This window comes from Pseudoalteromonas sp. MER144-MNA-CIBAN-0113, assembly GCF_040308965.1.
Classification (GTDB): Bacteria; Pseudomonadota; Gammaproteobacteria; order Enterobacterales; family Alteromonadaceae; genus Pseudoalteromonas; species Pseudoalteromonas tetraodonis.
This window is the reverse complement of record NZ_JBEOOG010000406.1, coordinates 1-263: the sequence shown is the minus strand read 5'-3', so window position 1 is coordinate 263 and position 263 is coordinate 1. Positions and strand designations below refer to the sequence as shown.

The window sequence follows — 263 nt, the reverse complement described above, 5'->3', positions numbered from 1 at the left end:
GCCTAAGCCAATTGTTACAGTTTGCTGTTGTTGTAAATACACAAGATACGCACAAATAGTAAAGGCGACTGCACTAAATAGGCTTCCCCAGTTTCTTCCAACTAAAAAAAAGCTAAAAGGCGGGATTAACGTCGCCCAAAATAAAGAATGCGCATGCCCACCTACAGAAACCACAAACATCATTATTAAGCTAACGACCATAAGGGTGACAGCCCACGCTGCTGCATTTACATTGGCTGTTTTATTAAACCAAGTATAAATAC

General features: G+C 40.3%; 1 pseudogene. It reads right to left on the bottom strand.

Features of this window, described 5'->3' with window-relative positions:
• Positions 1-263: pseudogene (locus AAEY57_RS20255) on the bottom strand (GGDEF domain-containing protein); the annotation flags it as partial.